Genomic DNA, 20,807 nt, shown 5'->3' with positions numbered 1-20,807 from the left:
CATTGCAGTTTCTTCACAGAGCGAAGTAGTAATCCCGGATGTACTGTGACATCAGCGCCCGACGCTCGTTGAGGAAATGCGAATAGTTCTCAGCGGAGGTGGTTCGAAGAGACTGAGGGACCGCGTTCTCTGCGAACGACGCTTCGAGTTCAGTTTCAGTGGCGATTTCGCCGAGAGTCAGGTTCCCCGACTGGATCTGTTGGTCGACTCGTTCGATGTACGACGCTGGTTCAGAATCTTGAATAGCGATGTTCACAGGCGTTTCGGTGATCGCGAAGTTCGCGATCTGGTTGTACTGATTTCGGTCTGTGATTCCAGATCTGACGAGGTAGTTCTTCGGGACCAGATGGTGGATGTCTCCACTTTCCTCGGTCATCTGGCGCACGGTGATGTGCTTGGACAGGAAGCCTTTGGCGTTCTTGTGGATCTGTGCGGCTCTGAACGTGTTGAAGTAGGGGCTGCGGGTGCTCGTGGTGATCATGTTCGACGGCAGCTCCACATTCCAGAATCCATCGGTGAGTTGTCCCCGTTCGATCTCGTCCAAGAGAGCAACGGCGCCCGTCTCTGCGATCTTGCGGATGTCTGCTTCGAAGCGGGTTTCGAACGACCCCGAGTACCTTCCAGTGAGCATCGACATGACGAACCATCGTCGAACGATCGACTTGACCTCTCCGTCGGTCAAGGTGCCTCCGGCCTTCAACTGGATAAACAGCGCGTAGGCGAAGTTGAGGGCGTTCTTGGAGCTGATCATCTTCGCAACGGTGAAGCCAGACGATTTGATGGTGAGCAGAAACTGCTGATAGCTGTACTGGTTGACGATTTCGAGGAGCACTTTCTCAAGTGTTTCGAACGACCGCCGGCCAAGTTCGTCGCTGAAGGTCCGCGTGTCGAAGTCACGGCCCGACAGCAAGCTGACCAAGGACGACATCCGGCCCCGGCCAAAGCCGCGCAGTCCGGCAACTCGAATGACATCGGTATAGTCCGGGTCGTACAGGTCCGACGTGTCATTGCGGAGCCAGGCAATCTTGTCCAAATAGCCAGATTCGGCAAATGTCTGATCGTTCTGCGCGATCTCAGTGTAGGCGTGGGGGTGTTTGGCCAAGTGGCAGAAATAGTCGATCAGCTTCCGCAGATTGGACCCGAATTCGCCGTGGCTGGAGATCTTGCTCATCGCGAAGTCAGCGCCTGAGAGTGTCACCCCTTTCGAATTAATGCGAATGAAGATCTCTGTGACCGTGTTGATATCGAGGTCGTCAGCCAGCGTGATGATGCCGACCTGGGAATTGTGAATGCCGGCCAGCTTCTCAAACGCCTTCACCACTGACGTTTCGTCTGCCTCGGGATTCCGCGAAAGGTAGTGGTTGATCGAGCCGAATGTCGTTGCCGATGAACTCATAAATTCCGCGATGTCCGAGACCCATGCGTCATCACGGTCGAGGAACGGAGTCAGCGTCTCGAACTTCTCGGTCTGGGGATTGAACGCGATCTTGATTCGCTTCTTCGCATAGTTCTTATCGACGACTTCATGGCCGACGAGGGCAGCGGTCATTGCCGTAATGCGCTGTTGGCCATCGATGAGGATCTGTTTGAACCCAGAAGTCGAACCGTCTTTCAATCCGACATCCTGGCTCTGCCAGGTGATGAGGTAGCCGACAGGGTACCCGTTGTAGAGGGAGTCGAGCAGATCTCTGACTTTGGTTGACGACCATACGAACGGACGCTGCAGCTCCGGGATCGCGATCTGCCCACTTTTGACCCAGCTGAGCAGCGTATCGACCTGTTCCTGCCGCACCGTATATTTGGCCACGTTGCACCCTTCTCTCATCCTCGATACGCGTCTGCCGCATCGCCCTCAGACTACAACAGTCGCTGCCGAGAAGATCCCACAGCAGGAGACAGATTCAGACGCACACCAACCTGACCTTCGCAGACGCAACGGATACGGTGTACCGTACTGCCTCGGCGTCAGCTAATGCTGTACTGTGCGACGATCCTGCGAACGGCTGCTTCCAGTTCGGGGATGTCGTCTCGGGCTGTCACCCAGATGATCGTCCTTGATGTGTCGAAGTATCGATGCGCTAGCGAATCGCGCATTCGGATAATTTCAGCCCACGGAATCGAAGGCTCGCCGGCGAACACAGACTGAGGCACGTCTTTCGCTGCTTCGCCGATTTCGATCAGTCGGACTCTGATCGCGTCAAACATCATGTCTTCGTCCGAACCAACACGTTGCAGATAGCTTGTGATGGCCTCACAGGCGGAAAGCATGTCGAGCAGCCGCAACTTCGGGTCACGTGTCACAGCGGAACCTCATCGAGCAGCGCCGTTTCTGACACTGAAGCCTTGAGCCCGTTGCGGGGAATGAGGTCGACTTCTCTCCCCAGGATGCGCTCCGCGACAGAGCGCATCTTCATCAGCTTGAAGAGGCCGACCGAATCGTCGATGTCAATGAGCAGATCCACGTCACTGTCGGGTCGATCATCGCCACGCGCCACGCTGCCGAACACGGAGATATTGTGGCCTCCGAGTTCGGCGAGCTTCGCGATGAGCTCGGCGGAGTGGGTTCGGACCTTGTGCAGTGATTCCGGTTCGGGTTCAACCACGAGACGGAATCCCGCCGCCGTCAGCAGGACGTCCAATGCTGAGGCTGATGGCTCACGTCGCCCTTTTTCGTACGAGCTGATGACGCTTTGCGCGACCCCTGATCGTTCCGCCAGCACAGATTGGGTCAGACCCGCGTCTACGCGGGCCCGACGGATCATCGCACTGGCTCTCGACATAGCAACACTATAGCGTATCCGCAATAAGGGCTGCCGGGCTCGGCAGAAAGTCCACCTCCACGATCTGCCGGGACTGTCTATCAGCGCGAGAGAGCTGAGCCTCCTCAAATAGTTTGAAACGTCCTCAGACGCAGGCGGAAGCGGACCCGGCGGCTGCGATCAACAGCCGAATTGGAGCAGATGGGCTCCTCCACGTGCCGAGACGTCGCAGCCGGAAACCCTATGTCAGTACCGACGTCTACTGTTGTTTCGAGCACTTCACAAAGGAGACAACGATGACTTCTCGTTCTGTTCACCCGGCTCCTGTCCGTACGTTGATCAGCCCTGCCCGCAGTTCCGATGACCCCAGCGCCGCCGTGGCTGCTGAGAACCTCGCGGGTCCCGCAGTGGGGTCAGTCGATGCAGTTGTACGGGCGCCTCGGACCGAGGACCACTTCGTCAGAATCGTGTCTTCCCGGCCCAGCAGTGAAGTCAATCCGCATCTGTGGACCTGGCAGGCGGAAGCCCTCGACGCATGGCATCAGTCAGAGTGCCGAGGTGTCGTCGAAGCCGTGACCGGGGCGGGCAAGACGATGATCGGCATCACCGCGGCGTTTGAGGCGTTCCGCCAGGGCATCAAAGTGCTTGTTCTGGTCCCGACTGCGGAATTGCAGTCACAATGGCAACGCCGTCTGATGGAGACCCTGCCCCAGGCAGATGTCGGTACGCTCGGGAACGGGCGGCGAGATTCCCTCGGCGCTTGCGACATTCTCGTGGCCATCATCAATTCGGCGACTCGAGCGGAGCTGCTGAAAGAGCATTCGGACGGTCTGCTCATTGCAGACGAGTGCCACCGGTACGCAGCGAGGTCATTTTCGAAGGCTCTGCGGTCCGACTTCCGCTACCGTCTCGGTCTGACCGCGACCTATCAGAGGCCGGACAAAGCGAATACAGCCGTTCTCGACCCCTATTTCGGTGGCGTCGTCTTTCAGATGTGGTACGAGCGCGCCCTACGCGACGGCGTGATCGCCGAATTCGACATTGCGTTTGTCGGAATCGGTTTGACCGACTCAGAACGCGGCGAATATCAGATCGCAAGCTCAGCGATCAGCAAACTCGGCATGTCCCTGAAGAACAAGCTGAATCTTCAGGAGGCTTCGTTCGACCAATTCATGGTCGCCATCCAAACGCTCGCCAAGAAGAAGAATGATCCTTCTCCGATTGTGTTCATGGCCCGGAAGTATCTGGACGCGGTCGTGAAGCGACAGCAGGTGCTCACCAACGCGAAGAACAAGATGAAGATCCTCGAGGGAATCGCGCCTGTGATCGCCGAGTCCAAGGGAAGTCTCATCTTCTCGCAGACAGTCGATTCATCGAGCCAGGCCGCGCATGTGCTTCAGCGAGCGGGAATTGAGACCAAGGCTGTGTCGTCGGCGTCGAAGCCGCACGAGCGTCGCGGGGCCATGCAGCAGTTCGCCAACGGTTTCGCGAAGGTTCTGTGTGCTCCGCGCATCCTCGACGAGGGCATCGATGTCCCCGATTCGGATCTTGCAGTTGTGCTCTCCGGCAGCAAGCAGCCTCGCCAGACCATTCAGCGTCTTGGGCGTATCATCCGACGCAAGGACGACGGACGACACGGACGATTTGTCGTTCTGTATGCGATCAACACGATTGAAGACGAGACTAGAAATCGCGATCAACAGTTCGGAGCAGTTGTCCCGTCCGCCCGACGGATTGCGGATTTCACCGAAACGCAGATACGCGAGCTGCGGAAATTCTTGAGGGGCCTGGTGCCTGAAGCACCGATTGCGCCGCCGGAAGCTCCCGGTAGCCGCTCTGCGTCAGAGCCGTCCCCGCCCGTCGGTCCGACGGTCGAGAATTTCGTTCCACCACCTCTGCTCGCCGAGGACCTCCCCGATCAGAGCGGCGCAGATGAGCAGCCCGCATCGAAGAAGATTGTCCTCGTCAAGGACGCGGACGACGACGAACCTCAGGAGCTTCTGCGCAGTGTCACAGATACTGACGACCTCCTCGGTGTCTACCTCAAACAGATCGGCCAATATCCGCTGCTCAGCGCCGCTGAGGAAGTCGAAGTCGCCAAACGTATCGAAGCTGGCATGTACGCGAAGCACGTGCTCAGCCTTGGGCAATATCAGACCAGGCGTGAACGCAGGGCACTCGAGTGGGTTAAGGCCGACGGAGCCGCCGCCTATGAGGAGATGGTGACGTCCAATCTGAGGTTGGTCGTGTCGATTGCCAAAAGGTTCAACCGCAGCAAACTCGACCTCCTTGATCTCATCCAAGAAGGCAATCTGGGTCTTGTCCGAGCGGTCCAGAAATTCGACTACACCAAGGGCAACAAGTTCTCCACCTACGCTACCTGGTGGATTCGTCAAGGAATTGACCGCGGGATCGGGGACACTGCCAAGACAATTCGCCTCCCAATCCACCTCTTTGAGAAGGCTTCAGAATTCTGGAATTGCATGCGGGATGATGAGTCCCGTGCCGCTTGCGACCATGATCATTCGAAAGTCGAGCAGGCACTCCGGATGCAGCCGGTCTCTCTGGAGGGTTACCTCGAACTCCAGTGGGACGGACACTATGCCGAGAGCCTGATGTCGTTCGACGACCGCATTGCCGATCCGGACGTATTCACTGACGACCCTGAGACGAAGATCGTGGATGGGGAGCTGCTGGAGACCGTCAACTCCGTCGTCGACAGTCTGCCTGCACGTGAAGCGGAGATCATTCGTCGTCGATTCGGGTGGAATGGCGAACCACCTCAAACCCTAGATGCCATTGGCAACCGATTCGCGGTGACACGTGAGCGCATCCGTCAATTGGAGAAGAAATCACTTGAGAAGCTCAAGGAAAAGTTCGAGGCCCACTCATTCTTCGCTGAGGTCAGCTTGCCTGCACCGAAGAGTTCGACGACGGCAACTCTGACCAGCCATTCGACGCTCCAGACCGGAGCAGAGGACCCACAACCGGCTGAGTGTGACAAATAGTGTGGACAAAGGCTGAAGGCTCGTCTCCGAGGGGCAGCGGTACCAGCCGTCAGCAATCATTTGCGGCTCTTTGGTTCACTACGTTCCTCCTCAGGCGAAAAGTGCGCACATTGACCTGGGACGAATCAGACGATCAGGCCGAGTTCCCGATAGACTTGACGCCGTTCTCACTGACCCGGTAACCGATTTGGAGGCTGGTCGCTCAGATATGGAAACTACGATTGACGTCGGATTCGATTTCCGCACCGACACTCCTCCGGGAAAAGACGCTGATCTGCTGAGCCCCACACTGCGCGAATATCACCGGAGGCTCTGGAGCAAGCAACTGCCCACAGGTCATACCTTCACACTGACTCAAGGTGAGAACGCCTATCTTCTCCACGAGTCAAGTCTCGGGCGATTCGCTCTGTCCAGTGATGCGATCACGACACGGCTGAAGGGCCGCGCCGCCAAGGTTTTGAAAGAGATTCCGTCTGAATCGTTGCCGCCTGATCTCGGCTATACGATCGGCAGCGCGATCATCTTTCCCGGCAATCGCATTGATGGCGCTTCCACAATCAATGGTGCAAGGGGGTTCCACCCGCGCATCGCGGACCGCTTCGACCTCACTCTCGAATGCATCCGTCGTCACTATCTCGGTGAAGCGAGCCCTTTGGCAACCGCGCTGCAGAGATACGCCGACTTCTTCGAACTGTTCTCGAGCTTCCCGGAGTACGTCGAGTTCTTCCTCCTCGATGACCTCTGGGACAGCCAGACTTCGCAGATCAGGTTTCTACATCGATTTGATGATTTCTCCACCCCGGCTGTGCCGAAGACTCCGGGCGATCTCATCGACTATCTGCAGGCGAACAATGAGTTTATTGAAGCCCGCAACCGTCGGATCGCCCGGAGTCTGGAGTAATACCTACTCCTCGACGCGTTCAACCTTCCCGACGAGGAACACGTAAGACAGCACACCGGCAATGGTGACTGCGGCCATGTAGACGAACGCCGGGGCGAAGTCGATGTCGGTGACGAGGAAGCCGATGACGATCGGTGTTGCAATCGACGAGAGGTTGTCGATGAAGTTGAACATGCCTCCTGTCAGACCCAACAGTCGCTCAGGTGCAAGCGCAGACACCAGCGACCAGGTGATCGAAGCGAACCCATTGCCGAAGAACGCGATCGACATGAAGACGATGACCCAAGCCGAGGAGTCCGTGTAATTCGCGCCGAGCATGAACACTGTCATCGCCAGGCCGATGATGATCGGCAGTTTCCGCGCCGTACCCAGCGACAGGCCCCTCTTGACCATGAGGTCGGAAACCCATCCGGAGAGCAGGACACCAACGAGGGCGGCGATGAACGGCAACGATGCCATGAAGCCAGATTCGATGTAGTCCATTCCCCGGTAGTCGACGAGGTAGGTCGGGAACCATGTGAGGAAGAACCACAGTGTCGACGTCAGACAGAATTGGCCCAGGTAGATGCCCCACAGCTTCCGCCGCGTCAGCACGACCTTGACGTCGGACCACTTGAGCTTCGGCTTCGCTGCCTTCTTCACGCCGCTTTCGACGTCGACAAGTCCCCCGCCGGAGGCGATGAGGTTGACCTCGGCCTGGTTTACGCCGGCCTTATCGCGCGGCTCACGGTAGACGAACCACCAGATCGCCGCCCAGATGATGCCGACAACACCGGTGAGAATGAACACCCAGTGCCAGGTGAGCACCGTCTGCAGCCACGACAGCACAGGGGTGAGCAGCGCCAGTCCGATGAACTGACCCGAGGTATAGAAAGCGATGACTCGCCCGCGTTCACGCTCCGGGAACCACGCGGTCGCGACCTTGTTGTTGATCGGATACGCGGGCGCCTCGAACCCGCCGACCATGAGCCGCAGAATGATGAGAGCGATGAAGCCGCCGGACATTCCCATGAACAACGTAGCGAGCGACCACAGCACGAGGCAAGACGCGTAGAGGACTCGCGGCCGGACTCGGTCGACGAGCCACCCGCCGGGCAACTGCATCGCAGCATAAGTCCACCCGAACGCCGAGAGCAAGATACCCTGCTGCCCGGTCGTCAGATCGAATTCCTGAGACAATGCCGGCATCGCAATGGACAGGTTTGCCCTGTCCATGTAGTTGATGACGACGGTGATGAAGAGCAGAACCGCGATGATGTAGCGGATTCGGGTCGGTTTGGTGACCGTGAGGTGGTCGAGCTTTGTCATTGGTCTCTCCTCACCACTCCGCGAAGGAGCCGTCGGTGTGGCGCCAGGTCGGGTTGCGCCACCGGTGTCCTTCTGCGGAGCGCTCGATGACGTACTCTTCGTTGACCTCGATGCCGAGACCCGGTCCGGACGGGATGTCGATCATGCCGTCGTCGTAGTTGAACACTGACGGGTCGGTGACGTAGTCGAGCAGGTCGTTGCTCGTGTTGTAGTGGATGCCTAGGCTCTGTTCTTGAATGAAGGCGTTGTAGCTGCCGGCATCGACCTGCAGGCAGGAGGCGAGTGCGATCGGCCCCAGCGGGCAGTGCAGTGCGAGTGCCACATCGTAGGCTTCGGCCATCATCGCAATCTTCCGCGTCTCTGTGATGCCGCCGGCGTGGGAGACATCCGGCTGGATGATGTCGACGGCACCGGAGGCGATCACCTCACGGAAGTCCCACCGAGAGAAGAGTCTCTCCCCCAGCGCGATCGGTGTCGGTGTGTTCGCCATGACGTCGCGCAGTGAGCCGAAGTGTTCGGAGAGCACCGGTTCTTCGATGAAGAGCAGCCGGTAGGGTTCGAGTTCTTTGATGAGGACCTTGGCCATCGGCTTGTGCACGCGACCATGGAAGTCGACACCGATGCCAAAATCGTCGCCGGTGGCCTCCCGGATCGCCTGGACGTTCTCGATGACCTGGTCGACCTTGGTAAAGGAGTCGATGAACTGCATTTCCTCGGTGGCGTTCATCTTCACGGCGGTGAAGCCGCGGTTCTTCGTCTCGAGTGCGGCTGCCGCGGTGTCGCCTGGACGGTCTCCGCCGATCCACGAGTACGTGCGGATTCGATCCCGCACCTTCCCGCCGAGCAGCTGATGCACAGGCTGACCGAGTACCTTGCCCTTGATGTCCCATAGCGCCTGATCGATTCCGGAGATCGCACTCATGAGGATGGGGCCACCGCGGTAGAAGCCACCGCGGTACATGATCGTCCACAGGTCCTCGATGTTCGCCGGATCCTCGCCGATGAGCAGGTCGGAGAGCTCATCAACGGCGGCGGCCACGGTGGCTGCCTTGCCTTCGATGATGGGTTCGCCCCATCCCACGATTCCTTCATCGGTTTCGATCTTGAGGAACAGCCACCGAGGCGGCACTGTGTACGTCGTCATCGACGTGATCTTCATTGGTCTGGCCTTTCGTTCAGGTGTTGACGGTGATGGAGCGGTGTTCAGTTGGTGTGCACCCACGCCGAGGCGATCGCCTCGGCTCGCACGCGTACGTCATCGGGGCGGTCGCCTCGGCGATAGAGGGAAGAACCGAGGCCGAGGCCGGCTGCGCCAGCCTTTCGCCATTCGGCGGCGTTGTCGGCTCCTACTCCCCCGACGGGGAAGAGTTCGGTGCCAACAGGCAGCACCTCGCTCCAGGCCTTCATTCCGCTGATCCCCATCGCCGAGGAGGGGAAGAGTTTGACCTTGGTGGCACCGGCCTTGATGGCTGCGAACGCCTCGGTCGGTGTCGCGGCTCCCGGGTAGGGGGTGAGGCCCATCCCGAGCGCGGTTCGGATGACTTCAGCATCTGTGTCGGGTGCGACGATGATGCGGGCACCGGCTCGCTTGCAGTCGCGGACCTGGTCGGCGGTGAGCACGGTGCCGGCACCGATCTCCAGGTCGTTGCCGAACCGTTCGGCCAGCGCGGCGATCGAGTCGAGGGGGTCGGGCGAGTTGAGCGGAACCTCGATGGCAGAGAACCCGGCGGCGACGATGCCCTCGGCGATGTCGAGGACTTCGTCGGGGCGGACACCGCGGAGAATGGCGATGAGGCCGGAGGGAACAGTGTCAGACATGGGAATACTCCTTGGTCGGGACGAGGCCGGATTGTTCGGCGATGCGGAAGAGACCGGTGGCCGCAGCGCGCGGATTCGCGTTGATCGTCTCTCGGCCTGCTCGGTGCAGTGCGCGGGTGTAGCGCTTTGTCAGATCTGTGGTTCCGCAGACGATGACGGGGGCGCTCGACTCGGCAACCACGGTGAGCTGGTGGGCCACCTCGGCGCCGATGAGCATTCCCGAGAGGTAGTCGTTGACTTCTTCGGCACGCAGACGCCCGTCGAGAGCCCAGGTTCGGGCGGAGAAGATTGAGGACGTCAATGCGGCGGGGTTGTCTCCTCCGACGTTCAGTCCCCAGTCGAAGGCCTCGGAGTGGAAGCCGGCGGTGGGTTTGGCGAGGCGGCTGAGGATTGATGAGGTGCTGAGCAGGCCAAAGAGCTCTCCGCTCATCGAGGTGGTGAAGTCGGTGACGCGTTGTCCTTGGCAGCTCACCCACTTGGTGTGGGTGCCGGGCAGGATCACCATGCTGGGTTCGTTCTCTTCTTCGCCCAGGAGGCCGAGCAGTTGGGTCTCTTCCCCACGGATGACGTCGGGAGGAGTCGCCTCGGTCGGAGCTTTCTGCAGGCCGGGGACGATGTGGAGGTCACCGGTCGTCAGTTCGACCGTCGTCAGTTCCCCGCCCATGTCGCTGAGGTCGGTGGGCAATTCGAGGTAGCCTGCCTCGGCGACGCCTTGTGTTGAGCCGATCATTCCGCAGGCGAGCATCGGCAGGGGGCCGTAGGTGGTGAGCCAGTCGCCAACCGCGGCATCAGCGATCCGGGAGAAGTCGCCGCGGAGGTCTGTGGTGTCGGAGCTGACGGCCATGATGCCGTCGGAACCATTGCGTTCTGCGAGGACTTGTCCATCGCTGCCGATGAGGAAGGCTCTCAGCGAGCTCGTCCCCCAGTCGAGCCCGATCATCTGCGGGGCCGCGGGTGGTGCCAGTTTTGCCATAAGAGCCACTATGGGCACGCGTTCCATCATGCGCCACTAATGTCCCTATATGTGGGATAGATGACATACTGGGGTGATGATCGAGGATTCTGGAACCGTTGCTGGCGCAGCCATTCCGCAGGGCACTCAGACCCTGGCCAGGGGGTTACAGATCGTCAGCGCCGTGGCTCATGGCTCGACGACTCTGAAGTCGATTGTCGAATCGACTGGCATCGGTCGGTCGAGTGCGCACAGGATGATCCAACTGTTGGTGCAGATGGGCTATCTGCGACATGGGTCGCCGGGAGAGTTTCGGCTCGGGCCGACGCTGATCGAGTATGGTTTCACCGCGCTCAATCAGGATCCGCTGCCGGTGGTGGCCAGGGAGAGCTTGGAGGCGTTGGCTGAACGAACTCAGGACACAATCCATCTCTCGGTCGAGGATGGTGAGTCGGTGCTCTATCTCCATAAGATCCCGGGTACCCGCGGGGCCGAGATGCGTTCACAGATCGGCCATCGGATGCCGATGACGCGCACCGGTGTCGGCAAGGCGCTGCTGCTGGGACAGGATGACCGGTGGGAGCGTTTGTTCGTTGCAGAGAACCCTGGTGCGGACTCCGCTGCGGTGGATGCATTCGTCAAGCGGATGCAGGGCTACACCCGCGACGGAGCCTCGCTCGATCTCGAGGAGAATGAGCCGGGGATCCGGTGTGTGGCTGCTCCGGTTCGGGACGGCAGTGGCGACATCGTCGCCGGCATTTCACTGTCGGCGACACGCCCGTTCATGCCGAAGGATCGGATGCAGGCGTTGGTGCCGGTGATGAAGGCGGCAGCGAAGGAGATCTCGGTGAAGTTGGGGTTCCGGCAGGGGTAGAACCCGAAGCGATGCCGAAGAGCTTTCAATAGAGGCCCCGCGAAATGCGGGGCGGTCGCCGCAGTGCAGAGTGCCTGCTCCTGCCTGTCGGCGACCTGCCCCGCGCTTTCGAATCACCGTCGTGGACTGGCGCTTAGCCAGGCGAAGTTCCAGAGACAACGAGGATGAATTCGTTTCATTTCGAGCAGCGCAATCAAATCATGACTGAGTGAACTCAATCGGTCGGACCGGATCGGTGTCGTATCCGAAGTAGCGAGGACCGGCCAGTTCCAGGCCGCCTTCTGAATGCCAGCGCTCATCGGCAGGCGCGACAATGAGACTGATACGAGTTCCGAAGCGCAGCTGCTCCGTCGTCATTGCCTCTCCGGTATCGGTGTCGAGCCCGATGATCAGGTCAGGTGTCGTCGCCACTACCTCGTCACCTCGGCGAACGAGAAGGTTCTCGTTCTGGAATTCAATCTCGACAGGCCCATCCGCCGTCCTCAATTCGGCTCTCCCACGGGCGAATCCCGATGTGGTCCGGCGTTCGACGTCACTGATCTTGCCCTCGGCGATCTGCACTGCCCCGAGGCGTGCGATGACAGCATCCTTCGCTGAACCCGCATGATGGCGGGAATAGGAGATGCACTCGCCGAGTTCTCGGCACAGGCTCAACGTTCCGGGCACAAATGCACCCTTCACCTGTTCGCCAGTCATTGCGTAGAGACTGACGATCGTCGAACATCCCATTTCCACAGTGGCTGTACGCGCCAAACGCTCGGCCCACTTGTTGCTCACAGTTTCCAGGACGATCGTATTGCCCTTCTCGTCACTGATCGACATCGGCGCGGCCTGGACTCCGCTCAAGGTTGCCAGCACCATCTGGAGTTCAGGGAACGCTCTCCCCATGCCATCGGCGTCGATCAGCGGCAGCCCGAGCTCAGCGGCCGCAGCCATCGGGATCATCGAGTTGACCCCGCCGGCTTCCATGCAGGCGATGTGAGTAGGCTCAACACCGAGGTACTTAGCGATGGCTCGAATCGATTCGACGAACTGCTCAGCCGATGCGAGCTTCTCGACCATCACGGTCGGGGCTCCCATCATCGCGACGGGAATGACGACGGCATCATCGGGAACATCCTCGAGCTTCACCAAGTCGGCCGGACCATGCTTGTCCAAAGCGGCTTGAGCCATGAGCATGCCGATGTGCGGGTCGCCTCCACCACCGGTGCCGAGGATTGCCGCGCCGGCTGCGAAGTCCGGGCAGTCCTCCGGCAGGATCTGGCGGGTCTGTGGGCTCACTGTGTCAGTTCCGGTCATGCTCATCGTGCCATCTCCTTGATACCGAGATCTCCTACTGCCTTGGCTCGTATCCGCGTCGCATTTCCCGGCAGATACGGAATCGGGAACTCATCGAACTCGACAACCTCGACGTTCTCCGCCGACGCACCGGCCGCGATCGCCTTCTCCGTCGCTTCAGCTTTCGCCTCATCGATAACCGATGAACGGCTTCGCGTCGCCAGAGAATAGACTCTGTCGACCTCGCCGCTGACCTGTGCGATCGCAGCTCCGATTGCGTTGGCAACTCCGGAGTTCTGCGGCAGGTGGATCTCGCCGAGGCCCGGCAGCACCTTCGGCAAAATGACCGAGCCGCCGCCGACTGCCACGACCGGCAGAGGAGCCGAGGACGTGCGCATGCGCTCCACAGTGTCCGCGACTCGGGTTCCGATCTGATCAACCATGGCATTGACCATCCCGCGATCCAGATGAGCCACCGCAGAGGTGTCCCCCAGGTCGACGAAACCAGCTGCTACTGCGATGTCGGTTGCCGTCAGGGTGGACCCGCCGAAGACGAGCGCCTCGGAGGTGAGACGGTAGCCGACGGAGGCCGGACCGATGGTTCCATCGCCGACGATCGAGCCGCCGCCGATTCCCATGGACAGGACATCAGGCATACGGAAATTGGTGCGCACTCCCGCCACGTCGACGACTGTGGTCGCTTCGCGGGGAAAGCCGTTGGTGAGGACCCCGACGTCCGAGGTAGTGCCGCCGACGTCGACGACTGCACATGTTTCCAAGCCCGATGTGATCGCTGCGCCTCTCATCGAGTTCGTGGGGCCCGAGGCGAACGTTGCGACCGGATACTTCCGAGCGTACTCGACGTCCATCAATGTTCCGTCGTTCTGGCTGAGGAAGAGCGGGCAGACGTATCCTTCGGCCTGAATCACCTCGACGAGTCTCCCGATGATCCTGTCGGCCAATTCTCGAAGCGCGGCGTTGATGATCGTCGCGTTCTCCCGCTCGAGCAGACCGACACGTCCGATCTCGTGCGACAGAGACAGCACGACGTCCGCCCCCAGTTCAGCGCGGATGATTTCTGCCGCGCTCTCCTCGAATTCGCCGTTGATCGGCGAGAACACCGAGGAGATCGCAATAGAGCGAGCTCCCGCAGCTGCCATATTATGAGCGATCCGGCGAATCTCGTCGGGCTGCAGAGGCGATATCTCCTGCCCATCAAACTCGTGCCCGCCATGGGCAAGATACGACTGTCCGCGAGTTGCGGTCGTCAGGCGCTCTGGCCAGCCCACCATGGGTGGCAATGATGCAGTGGCGGGCAGCCCCAGGCGCAGCGCCGCAGTGGGCGCCAGATCTCGGCCTTCGATGAGCGCATTGATGAAGTGTGTGGTGCCGAGCATGATCGCTTCGACTTCACCGGGGCCGAAAGCATGCTGTGCGCTCAACGACCGCAGTGCTTGCACGATGCCGGTCGTCACATCTTCACTAGTCGTCTGTTTGACGCTTGCTAGAACGGTCGTGCCGTCCAGAGCCGCAGCATCGGTGTTCGTTCCACCGACGTCGATTCCGATTCTCATACCTGACCTTCCAAGTGGTGTGTGCTGGTGTCTTTGTTCTCGGATGAGTTGTTCAGTTGGGTTCCGTAGCCGCGGATGAGACCCAATTTGCCTAGGGCGAGGTACAGGAGGAAAGCTGATGCCACCGCATTGATCGACGGAATCCCCCAATTCACAAAGTACGCTCCGATCGACGCTGCAGCCCAGATGATCAGTGTGACCGGAACAAATCGCGGTGCTGCGGCAGGGAACTCGTCCCCCTTGGTCGATTCGAGATCGTTCCGCCACTTCTTCACAAAGAAGTACTCGGCGATCATGATCCCGGCGATCGGTGGGAAGGCGACTCCGAGGATAGTCAGGAACCCAACAAGCTTGCCGAGAATGCCGGCAGCAGCCAGAAGTGATCCGGCTACGCCGAGGATTCCAGTCACAACCGCGCGATTCATCTTCCGTCCGAAAACAGTGTCGATGAAGTTCACGACGCCTAGGCCGGAGCTGTAGAGGTTCCAGTCGTTGATCTTGAAGGTGCCTAGAACAATGATGAGCACGCCGACCCACCCGACGGAGGAGATGATGATCTGTGTGATATCAGCGGTTTTGAGGGCGTGAGCGAGCAGAACTCCGGACATTCCGATGACATACTCGCCGAGAGTGAATCCGAGGATAGTCTGTTTGACGACGTCGCCGATGGTGCGATTGAACCGGCTCATGTCAGGGCAGATGACAGCGCCGACCATGAAGCTGCCTGCCACGATGGTGGTGCCGGCGACGAGGCTGATCGGCTCTCCGGCCGGAGCGGCGGCGATCATATCGGAGATCGCATGAGAGCTCAGTTCGGAGATCACCGCCCATCCGACGAGGACCATGAAGATCGGTACCGTGATATTCGCTATCCACTGCATCGATCCGATGCCTCGCACGACAACGAGGGTGATGAGGATTCCGAAGATCAGCGACCAGGCCCAGCTCGGAAGGAAGGGCATGATGAGGGCGAGGCCGTCGGCAGAGACCCCCGATTGTATACCGAACCAGCCGACGGCGCTGATGCCGATGGCAAGACCGATGATTGCGGATCCCACAGTCCCGAATCCCGTCCACCGGGTGACCACCGAGGTGCTCATTCCCTGCTTCATGCCGATGATTCCGGTGAAGATCGTCACCACTTCCAGGATGACAGCGCCGAAGGTGAAGGCAAGGAATGCGTTCCAGAATGACATTCCGAAACCGAGTGTGGCACCGATGAGAAACTGTGACAGTGCGGACAACTGACCGAAGCGCTGCACCGCGATGAGGAACCAGTGGTAGCGGGCGGACCGTGGGACTCTGCTCAACGAGTAGTCGTCGGCATCCCGGGGTGCTGTCTTTGACATAGCTGTTTTTCTTTCTGATGATCAGCAGTGATGCTGTGCCCCTTGCGGACGTGGGGTGGGAGGATGTAATTCACCAGCTGACCGGTGATCAAATCGAGCGTTCTTTCTCCGGTGGCGTCATGTAGGTGCTTCGACTCGGGAAGACACCCAGCCTGTGATTGCCCTCAAGCCACGTGATCGCGGCACCGGTGGGGTCGACCACTGGAACTTGTGGCCGGCTTCTGCAAGTTTGTCCATCAGGTCCCGGGCTACTCCCAGCATCCCCGTGCAGCCGAGGACTAACACATCGGCACCATCCGATTCGACGGCGGCGAGTGACTGCTCGTAGAGACGATCGACCATCGCCTGTCGATCCTCCAGACCGAGCACCGGCAGGTCAATGACGCGAATGGCACCGACGCGATTGTCGATGCCGTATCGGCGGGAGAGGCTGTGCAGCATAGGTAGGACGTTCGGCAGCACCGTGACGATGCCGATCTTCTCGCCGAGGCTCATCGCGGTGAGCATGGCCGGTTCGTATCCGCCCACCACCGGGACGTCAATGACCTCTCGGGCCGCGTGGACGCCAGGATCGCCGAAGCAGCTGATGAAGACTCCGTCGACTCCATCGGCCTTGGCCTCTGCGATGCGGTCCAGGATTCCGGGTGCGGCAAGTGCCTCGTCGTACTCGGATTCGATGCTGGCTGTCCCTCGCGTCAGCGATACCGCGTCGACAGTGGTCTCGGTCCCCACCCAGATTTGAGCTTCCTCGATGACGTGGTCCAGCAGGCTATTGCCGATGAGAGGAACGATTACTCGAATATGCATGGTTTCTCCTTTGCTTGTTTGCGTGTTCCTTTCATCACGCTAGGCTCACGTGCCCACCCGAGCTAGGTGCAGATTGCCCTCCTACGCCGCTGCGGCAGTGCACAGTGCCCAATATCATGCCGCTGGAATGTCTGGTTCTTTGATCAGCGTGCTCTGCTCCGCTCCATCAGCTCAATCGCTCCGAGTTCAGCTCATAAGGGCGCGACATGCGAGCTGAAAAGCCAAGCGTTGGCTGGGTTCATCGAGGTCCGTATCCAATCGTGATCGGATCTGTTGCATTCGAGTGGCCACGGTGTTGCGATGAATACCCAGGACACTTGCTGTCGTGGCCGTCGAACCCCCGCTTTCCAGATAGGTCTGAAATGTTCTCATCAGGTGCGGTGCGTCCACGAGCGGGGCGAGCGCGGACTCGGCGAAAGCTCGAGTGACTTCCGAGCGCTGCCATGTGGCGAGGAGACGTGCAACGCCCAACTCGTCGACGTGTTCGACTGCCGGACGAAAACTATGGCTGGCTGCCAAGTCGCATGCGTCCCGCGCCTCGTGGACAGTGTCAGAGAGGCCCCCTGGGCCTCTGCGCGGTCGCCCGATTCCAGCGATGACGTCATCTCGGCTGTCCAACTGCAGCACCGCCTGCCGCAGGTTGCCCAGCAATTGGCGACCATCGTCGGCGCTCGGCTCAGTCGCTGTCGTCACCCACATCACGTGGCCGTCTCCGCGCGGGATACTGGCGGTGACAGTGATTCCCCGGTGCGCCAGCTCGCTGCGCAGTTGATTCGTCGCCGACTGCGATTCGTCAATCTGGTCTCCTGCCCGGATATGCAGGCCGGTGTGCCAGTCCTGCAGGCGCCAGCCGAGAGACAGAGCCGATTCGACGTAGTCGCGGCTGATCGTGTCTCTGGCCGCCACGATCTCAGAGAACAGCTGAGCACGGATCACCTGACTCCTCTCGGCCTTCGCCCGTTGAGTCAACAGCCACGAACGAAGGAACGGTTCGACGATCATCAGTCCAAGCTCGAGGATCTTCAGTCGCGCAGACGATGACTGGCTGAAAGGAGCAATCAGCCAGGCTGCCGGGCGGTTATCCTCCGGGTCGAGCACGGGATGTATCAGCGTGTTCCGGCCCCGTTGGGTGACGGACCGGTCGAGGTGCAGAGCATCGTCGGGGATCAAATGCGCACCGAGGATGTTCGCCCCATCGGGGGTGACCAGGCCCAGGTCCGTCTGCAGCACCGAATTCGCTGCTGAGAGGATTTCTTCCCCCGTGCGCCGTGAACTCAGTTGTCGCGTTAGTTTCACCGCAGTCGCAGACTCGACCAACAGAGGAGCCCGGGCCATCGTGATCAACTCCGGCACCACCACCGCCGGGTCCGCCTCCCTCGTCTGCATGATCGGGAATCTCAAACGGTCGGCCAATCGGACCGTCGATAGGAGCGGCGGCTGCTCGTCGGCGAGGATAAGAAGTCCGGAGGCGCCGGCACCGTGGGCTTTCCGGACCACGGAGTCGAGCTTGTACGAAGGTACGCTGATTGCGCGAGCGCAGACCAATACCGCACGGTCCGCAGCGCCCAGGTCCCCGGCGAACCAAACGACATCGCTCATCTCATCATCGAGTCCTGCCTCACCGGCAACCACTCGAACACCATTCAGCACAGGATAGGACAACAGGTCCCGGACCTTCGCTGTTTCGACCATGTCTCAGCCCTCTCCTACGTCCATGCCGAAGGCTGCGGGACCAACCAACGACAACGCGTCCTCGGGCCACTCATGGATACTCGGCAGTGTCGCCACCACCACCGACAGTCCCCGAGTCACCTCGTCGCATCTCAATGGGCGGTTCGTCGTCCGGTCGACAACGATAATGATCTCCGGAGTGCTCGCAGCCGGCGCACCATCGACAGTAACTGCAAGAAACTCATCGATGAAGTCGATTCTCGCCGTACTTCGTCGCAGATCATTGACAACTGTCAGAGAGCTGAGGTTCCCATTGCGCACCTCCTCAACGACTCCTTCAGCAACAAGCTGACCGCCGATGACCTCAATCAGCTCAGTGGTCTTACAGTGCATATTTCTTCGGAATGCTCGGCCGATATCCAAACAGTGACTCAAGCTTGGCCCCATTCCGATCTGCCGGAGCTCCGCCGCGAATACGGGATAGACGGCCAGCGCGGCTGCTCCTCCCATCGAACTCACAATGGCCGACAGCATCGCCTCGAGCCGCCGAGGCGACCCGTCTTTGAGGACTGCGACATCCCTACTGGGACTCACCAAGGACAAGGGGGTGCTCCTTCGCCCATGTGCTGACAACAAAGTCATGTGGATTCGCGGGAACGCTCGGCCCATAAGATCGCCGTCGACTATGGGCACGCCGATATGCGCGGACACCAGCACACTGATGAGTGCATTGAGTCCACCGACTTCAACGCACCCGATTGCATCGACATCGCGCCCCACCAGGTCAGCGACCGTCTCGGCCGCTTGAGCAAAGTCGGCAGGATCGAGCAGACGTTCGCTGACGACGTCCGGTGCACCGACCGTGCCGACATGAACGACACTGGCGTCGTCTGGGAGTTTGTCGGCCCGCACCACTGCAATGCTGGTTTCCGGCGGGAGGCTGCTCAGAAGATTTTGGCCGATTCGACCATCGCCGCCGCCTCCCGAACCGAGGAGCGCTGCCCCGGCAGCGAGAGAGTCGAAGTCTCGTGAGGTCAAGCTCCACGATGAGGTTTCGAAAGAGTTCACAACACTATGATCTCGCACCGAGTGCCCATCTCAGCGTAGTGATCGGATCTCGAGCCTTCTGGCCAGGATTCAGCCCGTGTACACGCCCACTCAGCGGACCGAGACTTTATTGTCGGCGCCGCGAAGACGTCCCTCGCACTGCGTTACGGCGTTCGACTCATTGGGCCGTCCGGACTCGGCGATGGGTGTCGAAGAGCACGCATGACCAGAGGGATTGATCCGGGAGGCAATCGGTCGCATGTCTTGGCGGACAGTTTCCAACGTCATCGATGGGCGTCCTCGTTCCGTGGAACAGTCGACGCTTCCGATACACCTGCAAGGACAACTGCCTGAGCGTCAGCGAGTGCGTTTGCGCCAACGAAGGCACCTACCGTCTCGAGAAGTCCACGACAAGAGGCTCGTCGGCAACCGCGAAGAATTTGTCCTCGGCCTTTCCTCCGGCACAGTCTGGCCCCTGGCCGGGTGCGAATATCGGAAGGAGCACATCTTTGGAAAAACTGAAGAGTTCCACGGACGGTGGTGATGCTCAGGTGCCTACACCGCGCTCTGTGCCCCGAGGAACTCTCGGATGACCGGCAACTCACGTCGGGCCTGGGACAGCCCCATCCGGTGGGCTGCAGCCAATCGCGAGAGGTCGCGGGTGCTGTTGTCGACGGGCATGCGGTCGGGAGCGAAGACGTGCGCTTTGCCTTCCTCCTCGAGGGCAAAGATACGTTCGCGGGTTTCGTTGTACCGCTTCCAACGGGTCAGCAGTGCGTCGGCCAAAGCCGGATACCTGCGGAATATTCCCCGGTAGACCGCTGGGAACCGCTGCGCAACTTTACTGTATGAGCGCTCCTGGGTCAGCACGATGACGAACTTCTCGAAGCCCTCACGCTGTGCCTGGCTCAACGCGATGCCGCCGTCCTGCCCCATCGCGCCGTCGACGTACACGTGCCCATCGAGATGCACCGGCGGCATGACAATCGGCATCGTCGATGACGCCTGCACTCTGATCATCAAATCGTCGATGTTCGGGGTGTCCTTCTTCGACCACACCGCCTCCTCGCCGGTCACCGCATCAAATGCGATGACCCGCATGTCGCCGGTGCTCGCCTCATAGGTGTCCCAATCGAACGGCAATGCTTCGTCGGGGGCACCCGCTCGTTGGTAGATGTACTCGCCATGGAACATCCCTTTGCCGCGAGCGAAGTAGCGCCACCCGCCGAATTCTTCTTCCTTGGCGAACTCGACGAACGATCGACGCACTCTCCATTTGTCCTCGGATAGGTAGTTCACTGCAGTGGACGCTCCGGCACTGATTCCAGCGACCCAGTCAAACAACAGGCCTTCGTTGAGCAAGACGACTGCCATGGCGCTGGTGAGCGAAGCCCGCATCCCACCGCCTTCGAAGATGAGTGCGGTATCGCTGATTCGCGTCGTCTCCACTGGCTCCGCCAC

Annotated in this window: 17 protein-coding genes and 1 pseudogene; 3 read left to right on the top strand and 15 right to left on the bottom strand. The window is 60.1% G+C overall.

What is annotated here, in order from left to right; translation table 11 throughout:
* Nucleotides 1-13 precede the first annotated feature (13 nt).
* The 4 genes and pseudogenes from BLIN9172_RS03035 to BLIN9172_RS18795 form a co-directional block, all read right to left on the bottom strand.
* Entirely contained in the window at nucleotides 14-1,807 is a 1,794-nt protein-coding gene (locus BLIN9172_RS03035) for a GmrSD restriction endonuclease domain-containing protein (protein ID WP_101553769.1), read from the bottom strand.
* Nucleotides 1,808-1,965: 158 nt separating this feature from the next.
* On the bottom strand, nucleotides 1,966-2,301 hold the full coding sequence (locus tag BLIN9172_RS03030; protein WP_101553768.1) for a HepT-like ribonuclease domain-containing protein: 336 nt from the start codon (nucleotides 2,299-2,301) through the stop codon (nucleotides 1,966-1,968).
* On the bottom strand, nucleotides 2,298-2,603 hold the full coding sequence (locus BLIN9172_RS18425) for a nucleotidyltransferase family protein (protein ID WP_240811931.1): 306 nt from the start codon (nucleotides 2,601-2,603) through the stop codon (nucleotides 2,298-2,300). Before BLIN9172_RS18425 ends, BLIN9172_RS03030 begins: the two co-directional genes overlap by 4 nt.
* Before the next feature lie 18 nt (nucleotides 2,604-2,621).
* Nucleotides 2,622-2,762, bottom strand: a pseudogene (locus tag BLIN9172_RS18795) (helix-turn-helix domain-containing protein); the annotation flags it as partial.
* A 293-nt stretch (nucleotides 2,763-3,055) separates the two neighbouring features.
* On the opposite strand from BLIN9172_RS18795, the gene BLIN9172_RS03020 reads away from it, so the two are divergent.
* Both BLIN9172_RS03020 and BLIN9172_RS03015 read left to right on the top strand, forming a co-directional pair.
* A complete protein-coding gene (locus tag BLIN9172_RS03020) occupies nucleotides 3,056-5,767 on the top strand; it encodes a sigma-70 family RNA polymerase sigma factor (RefSeq protein WP_101553766.1) in 2,712 nt (903 codons plus the stop codon).
* Nucleotides 5,768-5,975: 208 nt separating this feature from the next.
* Nucleotides 5,976-6,668, top strand: a complete 693-nt coding sequence (locus BLIN9172_RS03015; RefSeq protein WP_101553765.1) for a DUF6994 family protein — start codon at nucleotides 5,976-5,978, stop codon at nucleotides 6,666-6,668.
* A 3-nt stretch (nucleotides 6,669-6,671) separates the two neighbouring features.
* Here BLIN9172_RS03015 and BLIN9172_RS03010 read toward each other — a convergent pair whose 3' ends face one another.
* From BLIN9172_RS03010 to BLIN9172_RS02995, 4 genes are read right to left on the bottom strand one after another with little or no spacing between them, the layout of a single operon-like run.
* Nucleotides 6,672-7,976, bottom strand: a complete 1,305-nt coding sequence (locus tag BLIN9172_RS03010; protein WP_101553764.1) for an MFS transporter — start codon at nucleotides 7,974-7,976, stop codon at nucleotides 6,672-6,674.
* A gap of 10 nt (nucleotides 7,977-7,986) precedes the next feature.
* A complete protein-coding gene (dgoD, locus tag BLIN9172_RS03005; RefSeq protein WP_308297932.1) occupies nucleotides 7,987-9,198 on the bottom strand; it encodes a galactonate dehydratase in 1,212 nt (403 codons plus the stop codon).
* A complete protein-coding gene (locus tag BLIN9172_RS03000; RefSeq protein ID WP_101553762.1) occupies nucleotides 9,180-9,794 on the bottom strand; it encodes a 2-dehydro-3-deoxy-6-phosphogalactonate aldolase in 615 nt (204 codons plus the stop codon). The genes dgoD and BLIN9172_RS03000 overlap by 19 nt, the downstream gene beginning before the upstream one ends.
* The gene (locus BLIN9172_RS02995) at nucleotides 9,787-10,767 is read right to left on the bottom strand and encodes a 2-dehydro-3-deoxygalactonokinase (RefSeq protein ID WP_170286853.1); all 981 of its coding nucleotides are present in this window, start codon (nucleotides 10,765-10,767) and stop codon (nucleotides 9,787-9,789) included. Before BLIN9172_RS02995 ends, BLIN9172_RS03000 begins: the two co-directional genes overlap by 8 nt.
* Nucleotides 10,768-10,843: 76 nt before the next feature.
* Here BLIN9172_RS02995 and BLIN9172_RS02990 point away from each other — a divergent pair, with 76 nt between their 5' ends.
* A complete protein-coding gene (locus BLIN9172_RS02990; protein ID WP_101553760.1) occupies nucleotides 10,844-11,620 on the top strand; it encodes an IclR family transcriptional regulator in 777 nt (258 codons plus the stop codon).
* Between the two features lie 198 nt (nucleotides 11,621-11,818).
* Here BLIN9172_RS02990 and BLIN9172_RS02985 read toward each other — a convergent pair whose 3' ends face one another.
* The 7 genes from BLIN9172_RS02985 to BLIN9172_RS02955 all read right to left on the bottom strand — a co-directional run bounded on the left by BLIN9172_RS02985 (nucleotide 11,819) and on the right by BLIN9172_RS02955 (nucleotide 20,795).
* Nucleotides 11,819-12,919: an S-methyl thiohydantoin desulfurase family protein gene (locus BLIN9172_RS02985; RefSeq protein WP_101553804.1), complete on the bottom strand. Its 1,101-nt coding sequence runs from the start codon at nucleotides 12,917-12,919 to the stop codon at nucleotides 11,819-11,821.
* A gap of 2 nt (nucleotides 12,920-12,921) precedes the next feature.
* Nucleotides 12,922-14,472: a hydantoinase/oxoprolinase N-terminal domain-containing protein gene (locus BLIN9172_RS02980; protein ID WP_101553759.1), complete on the bottom strand. Its 1,551-nt coding sequence runs from the start codon at nucleotides 14,470-14,472 to the stop codon at nucleotides 12,922-12,924.
* Complete coding sequence (locus BLIN9172_RS02975) at nucleotides 14,469-15,821, bottom strand: purine-cytosine permease family protein (RefSeq protein ID WP_101553758.1); 1,353 nt, start codon at nucleotides 15,819-15,821, stop codon at nucleotides 14,469-14,471. The genes BLIN9172_RS02980 and BLIN9172_RS02975 overlap by 4 nt, the downstream gene beginning before the upstream one ends.
* 117 nt (nucleotides 15,822-15,938) lie before the next feature.
* Nucleotides 15,939-16,628, bottom strand: a complete 690-nt coding sequence (locus BLIN9172_RS02970; protein WP_205751017.1) for an aspartate/glutamate racemase family protein — start codon at nucleotides 16,626-16,628, stop codon at nucleotides 15,939-15,941.
* Nucleotides 16,629-16,814: 186 nt separating this feature from the next.
* Nucleotides 16,815-18,041: a PucR family transcriptional regulator gene (locus tag BLIN9172_RS02965; protein ID WP_170286852.1), complete on the bottom strand. Its 1,227-nt coding sequence runs from the start codon at nucleotides 18,039-18,041 to the stop codon at nucleotides 16,815-16,817.
* Between the two features lie 282 nt (nucleotides 18,042-18,323).
* Nucleotides 18,324-19,367: an S-methyl thiohydantoin desulfurase family protein gene (locus BLIN9172_RS02960; protein WP_170286851.1), complete on the bottom strand. Its 1,044-nt coding sequence runs from the start codon at nucleotides 19,365-19,367 to the stop codon at nucleotides 18,324-18,326.
* A 534-nt stretch (nucleotides 19,368-19,901) separates the two neighbouring features.
* Nucleotides 19,902-20,795 carry a patatin-like phospholipase family protein gene (locus tag BLIN9172_RS02955; RefSeq protein ID WP_308297931.1) on the bottom strand — a complete coding sequence of 298 codons (894 nt, stop codon included), beginning with the start codon at nucleotides 20,793-20,795 and terminating at the stop codon, nucleotides 19,902-19,904.
* Nucleotides 20,796-20,807 lie beyond the last annotated feature (12 nt).

Source organism: Brevibacterium linens ATCC 9172 (assembly GCF_900169165.1).
GTDB classification, from domain to species: Bacteria; Actinomycetota; Actinomycetes; order Actinomycetales; family Brevibacteriaceae; genus Brevibacterium; species Brevibacterium linens.
This window is presented reverse-complemented; position numbering and strand designations above follow the sequence as displayed.

Coding starts and splice junctions, on each gene's coding strand:
- BLIN9172_RS03020 (WP_101553766.1), top strand. CDS start 3,056: ATGACTTCTCGTTCTGTTCACCCGGCTCCTGTCCGTACGTTGATCAGC.
- BLIN9172_RS03015 (WP_101553765.1), top strand. CDS start 5,976: ATGGAAACTACGATTGACGTCGGATTCGATTTCCGCACCGACACTCCT.
- BLIN9172_RS03010 (WP_101553764.1), bottom strand. CDS start 7,976: ATGACAAAGCTCGACCACCTCACGGTCACCAAACCGACCCGAATCCGC.
- BLIN9172_RS03000 (WP_101553762.1), bottom strand. CDS start 9,794: ATGTCTGACACTGTTCCCTCCGGCCTCATCGCCATTCTCCGCGGTGTC.
- BLIN9172_RS02995 (WP_170286853.1), bottom strand. CDS start 10,767: ATGGCAAAACTGGCACCACCCGCGGCCCCGCAGATGATCGGGCTCGAC.
- BLIN9172_RS02990 (WP_101553760.1), top strand. CDS start 10,844: ATGATCGAGGATTCTGGAACCGTTGCTGGCGCAGCCATTCCGCAGGGC.
- BLIN9172_RS02985 (WP_101553804.1), bottom strand. CDS start 12,919: ATGACCGGAACTGACACAGTGAGCCCACAGACCCGCCAGATCCTGCCG.
- BLIN9172_RS02980 (WP_101553759.1), bottom strand. CDS start 14,472: ATGAGAATCGGAATCGACGTCGGTGGAACGAACACCGATGCTGCGGCT.
- BLIN9172_RS02975 (WP_101553758.1), bottom strand. CDS start 15,821: ATGTCAAAGACAGCACCCCGGGATGCCGACGACTACTCGTTGAGCAGA.
- BLIN9172_RS02970 (WP_205751017.1), bottom strand. CDS start 16,628: ATGCATATTCGAGTAATCGTTCCTCTCATCGGCAATAGCCTGCTGGAC.